Origin of the sequence: Helicobacter pylori (genome assembly GCF_006440215.1) — a bacterium.
GTDB lineage: Bacteria > Campylobacterota > Campylobacteria > Campylobacterales > Helicobacteraceae > Helicobacter > Helicobacter pylori_CS.
On sequence record NZ_VEZH01000028.1, the window covers coordinates 1 to 4,388 of the forward strand.

Here is a 4,388-nt window from a genome sequence, read left to right on the forward strand (position 1 = left end):
CATTCTCAAAGAATAAAACTTTTTTCTTAAATCCATGTTTAATTGATGCGGACTCTTTTCTCACCAAAGATATTAAACTTTTTAAAAAATTGGATTTTAGATCTTATATTATGATTTTAAGTTTTATTTTATCGCTTCAGATTTTATTTTATGATTTTAGATTTTATTTTGCCATCAAACTCGTTTTCTTAAATCTCTAAAAAACTTTGAATAAAACAACCAAACCCCAATAAACCCCTAAGCAAACAAAGCAATGAGTCAATAATGAAATAAGATAAAAAGCAAGACTAAAAAACATTTCCCTATCCCTGCACCGACCTACATTCCCACTCTTGAAAAGAGCAGTATTATCAGCGATGAAGAGCTTGACTTCCAGGTTCGGAATGGTTAACTGGGTAGTTCCTCTTCTCTAAAGGCACAAGGAAAAGGGAGCTAAAGATAAATGCATTTACCCTTAACTCCCCTTTCTCTTTAATAGGGAGCTGTTTTTCAACAAAGAAGATCGTTAATAGCCCTTAATTAAAACAAGTTAGACTTTATCCTGTTTCTCATTAAAGTTTATTATATAAAAGTCTTTATAAAACTCCAACTCTCTTACACTCAGTAAGGCAGTGGTAACTCATTCGCGCTTATTGCCGTTATCTTATACAAAAAGCAAAAAACAAGCCAAACGCTCTATTAGTAGTAGTCAGCTAAACGCATTACTGCGCTCACACATCTACCCTATCAAGCACATAGTCTTTGTGCGAGCTTCAGGGAAAGTTTATCTTGGAGTTGGCTTCCTGCTTAGATGCTTTCAGCAGTTATCACATCCGTGTGTAGCTACCCAGCGATGCTCTTGGCAGAACAACTGGTGCACCAGTGACACGTCCATCCCGGTCCTCTCGTACTAGGGACAGCTCTCCTCAACTTTCCTACGCCCACGGCAGATAGGGACCGAACTGTCTCACGACGTTCTGAACCCAGCTCGCGTACCGCTTTAAATGGCGAACAGCCATACCCTTGGGACCTGCTCCAGCCCCAGGATGCGATGAGCCGACATCGAGGTGCCAAACCTCCCCGTCGATGTGAGCTCTTGGGGGAGATCAGCCTGTTATCCCCGGGGTACCTTTTATCCTTTGAGCGATGGCCCTTCCACACAGAACCACCGGATCACTATGACCGACTTTCGTCTCTGCTTGACTTGTATGTCTTACAGTCAGGCTGGCTTGTGCCATTACACTCAACTTGCGATTTCCAACCGCAATGAGCCAACCTTTGCAAGCCTCCGTTACTTTTTAGGAGGCGACCGCCCCAGTCAAACTACCCACCAAGCATTGTCCTGCCTGTGGATAACACAGGCCAGTTAGCTAACAGAAACATCAAGGGTGGTATCTCAAGGATGACTCCATAAGAGCCAAAGCCCTTACTTCAAAGCCTCCCACCTATCCTGCGCATGATATTCCCATTAGCAGTGCTAAGTTGTAGTAAAGGTCCACGGGGTCTTTCCGTCTTGCCGCGGGTAGGAGGAATTTTCACCTCCACTACAATTTCACTGAATCTCTGGTTGAGACAGCTCCCATCTCGTTACGCCATTCATGCAGGTCGGTATTTAACCGACAAGGAATTTCGCTACCTTAGGACCGTTATAGTTACGGCCGCCGTTTACTCGGGCTTCAATTCAACGCTTCATCTTGCGACTGACGCATCCTCTTAACCTTCGAGCACCGGGCAGGCGTCACACCTTATACTTCCTCTTACGAGTTGGCAAAGTGCTGTGTTTTTGGTAAACAGTCGGGAGGGACTCTTTGCTGAGACCGCATTGCTGCGGCACACCTTATCGCGAACTTACGGTGCTAGTTTGCAGAGTTCCTTAACCAGAGTTCTTTCACGCGCCTTAGAATACTCATCTCATCTACCTGTGTCGGTTTGCGGTACGGACGACTATGGATATGCTTAGAGGCTTTTCTTGGCACGACGGTATCAGCGATTCTCCCTTTGTCCTAAAAGGACTCAAAGAGCCTGTTTGGGTTTCAAATACAGAGGTGGATTTGCCTTCCCTCCAATCTACGCCCTTAGACTAGCGCTTCCATCAGCTAGCTCGCTTAACCCTATGCGTCCCCCCATCACGCTCCATAGTCGGTATTGGAATATTAACCAATTTGCCATCACCTACCCCTTTCGGACTCGGCTTAGGACCCGACTAACCCTACGATGACGACCATCGCGTAGGAAACCTTAGATTTACGGCGGATACAATTCTCATATATCTTATCGTTACTCATTCCTGCATGCTCACTTCATACCGCTCCAGCACTCCTTACCGGTATACCTTCAACGCTGGTATGAACGCTCTTCTACCACTGTGTTTAACACAATCTACAAATTCGGTGTCTATCTTAGCCCCGTTATATTTTCAGCGCATGACCACTAGACCAGTGAGCTGTTACGCTTTCTTTAAAGGATGGCTGCTTCTAAGCCAACCTCCTGGTTGTTTGAGTAGCCACACATCTTTTTCCACTCAGAATAGAACTTAGGGACCTTATTTGGTAGTCTGGGTTGTTCCCCTTTTGACGATTGATTTTATCACCCACCGCCTGACTCCCAAGATACGATAAAAGGTATTCGAAGTTTGATAGGGTTTGGTACCGCGGCGAGCAGCCCTAGCCCAATCAGGGCTCTACCCCCTTTTATTATCACTTGAGGCTATACCTAAATATATTTCGAAGAGAACCAGCTATCACTAAGTTTGTTTGGCCTTTCACCCCTATCCACAGCTCATCCCAACCCGTTTCAATGGGTACGAGTTCAGTCCTCCACGCGCTATTACACGCGTTTCAACTTGGCCATGGATAGATCACTTAGCTTCGGGTCTGCAGCATCTGACTTGTTCGCCCTATTAAGACTCGCTTTCGCTACGGCTTCGCATCCGCTTAACCTTGCCAGATACCACAACTCGCAGGATCATTATGCAAAAGGCAGTCCATCACCCTGATAAATCATAGGGCTCTGAATGATTGTAAGCAGATGGTTTCAGGTTCTATTTCACTCCGCTCACTGCGGTTCTTTTCACCTTTCCCTCACGGTACTTGTTCGCTATCGCTCAAAGAGTAGTATTTAGGGTTGGAGAGTGGTCTCCCCGGCTTCAACCTGGATTTCTCGTGTCCTGGCCTACTCTGGATCCTGCTACCTAAGAACGCCTTGTCGCATACAAGGCTATCACTTTCTATGGCTTACCTTTCCAGGTAACTCTGCTAAAGCGTTCTCTTGGATGTTGCAGTCCTCAACCCCGAATGCAAGCACTCGGTTTGCCCTTTTCCCCGTTCGCTCGCCACTACTTAGGGAATCTCGTTGATTTCTTTTCCTCTAGTTACTGAGATGTTTCACTTCACTAGGTTCGCTCTCTATAATTAGAGTAACTAATATCTCTATTAGTTGGGTTGCCCCATTCGGACATCTACGCATCAAAGCTCCTTGACAGCTCCGCATAGCTTATCGCAGTCTAGTACGTCCTTCATCGCCTCTCTTTGGCAAGGCATCCGCCATCTGCTCTTAAAAGCTTGTTTTAAATTTTAAAATATCCTTTAAAACCCGCCCTTTTATAATGAATAACGACAATTGCACGAATATTCTTCAGCGCTACCACTGCCTTAATGAATATAAGACAGAGTTATTGTAGTTTTACTTTACTTTTACATAGGCTATTAACAATGTTAAATCAAATAACTTCGTTTTTCTTTAAAAACTTGCTATAATCGTTCTGTTAAACCCTTTAAAGAAGACTAAAAATGCTTGATCCCTAATCTTTTTATAACGCTCAAGTTTTACCAGCTGGTGGGCTTTTATTTAAAGCTTTTTAGCTTTTAGAACTTGCTTGAGTGGTTTCAAATTAAAGAACTTTTTAAAGCTTGTCTTTAAAAACGAAATGTAATTATAGACATGCAATGCTTAAAGTTTGCTTAAATATTTTGGAATGTGAAAGAAATTTTAGAGTTTGAAAGAAATGGATAAAAATGATTGGAAATGATGGGAATGGGGGTAAAAATAAAGCTTTGAATAAATAAAGCTTTGAATAAATAAAGCTTTGAATAAATAAAGCTTTGAATAAATAAAGCTTTGAATAAATAAAGATAAAGCACATCATAAGATAAAAAGATAAAACGCATTATTAAAATAAAGCACATCATTAAAAAACAAAAACACAAAACAAAAACGCATCATTGAATTTGAATAAAACGCATCATTAACCATTGATTAAATACCACTAGATACAATACCCCATGTCATATTTTTTTCAAAAAGGGGTAAAAATGGCATCCAATCATCCAATCATCCAATCATCCAATCATCCAATCATCCAATCATCCAATCATCCAATCATCCAATCATCCAATCATCCAATCATCCAA

General features: G+C 42.4%; 2 rRNA genes. Both read right to left on the bottom strand.

From position 1 onward, the window contains the following. Positions 1-305 precede the first annotated feature (305 nt). Positions 306-423 (bottom strand): 5S ribosomal RNA (gene rrf / locus FIM44_RS08310). A gap of 234 nt (positions 424-657) precedes the next feature. Beyond that, positions 658-3,545: ribosomal RNA gene (locus tag FIM44_RS08315) — 23S ribosomal RNA — on the bottom strand. Between the last annotated feature and the right edge of the window lie 843 nt (positions 3,546-4,388).